This is a genomic window from Halomonas sp. ND22Bw (genome assembly GCF_003011945.1).
Classification (GTDB): Bacteria; Pseudomonadota; Gammaproteobacteria; order Pseudomonadales; family Halomonadaceae; genus Halomonas; species Halomonas halophila.
Window position 1 is genome coordinate 1 of sequence record NZ_PXWD01000103.1, and the last position, 507, is coordinate 507.

Below are 507 nucleotides of genomic sequence, written 5' to 3' on the forward strand. Positions count from 1 at the left end.
AGCACCACCCGGTCATAGAACACCCGGATCTCCCCCAGAGACGCATGCACCATGCGTTCGCCGGGGGGGATTGCCAGCTCTCCGACACTGATGTCCGGGGCGCGGCTGTCCAGGGCGAATTGGTGGCGGTGGAGGTAATAGTCCTTGGCATTGAGGAAGCCTACATAGACTCGCTCATCGTCTCGCCAGGCGCTGGCCCGGAAGGCCTCCTTCGCCGGCAGGAATTTCCGCTGAGCAGGGTCACTGAAAGGATTACTGTTGTCACCGCCCAAGGGCATTCCCTCACGGGCCGCTACCGGTGTAGCGACGAACAGCAGCACCAGCAGAGAAGCAAGGATCGTTTTCATGAGGCCACCGCGGGTTTCGTCTTATCCACTGGCTGACGCCTCGCCCAGACCAGCAGCGCCAGGCCTGCGATAAGCATCGGCAGGGTCAGCACCATTCCCATGGTCACCCAGCCAAAGGCGATAAAGCCGATGTGCGCGTCGGGAAGGCGCACGAACTCCA

General features: G+C 61.9%; 1 protein-coding gene and 1 pseudogene. Both read right to left on the reverse strand.

The window, feature by feature from the left end; translation table 11 throughout:
• Nucleotides 1-347 (reverse strand): protein-disulfide reductase DsbD domain-containing protein (locus CVH10_RS17165; RefSeq protein ID WP_369335846.1); only part of this gene is annotated, 347 nt, incomplete at its 3' end.
• A pseudogene (locus CVH10_RS27285) lies at nt 344-507 on the reverse strand (prolipoprotein diacylglyceryl transferase); the annotation flags it as partial. The pseudogene CVH10_RS27285 and the gene CVH10_RS17165, both read right to left, overlap by 4 nt.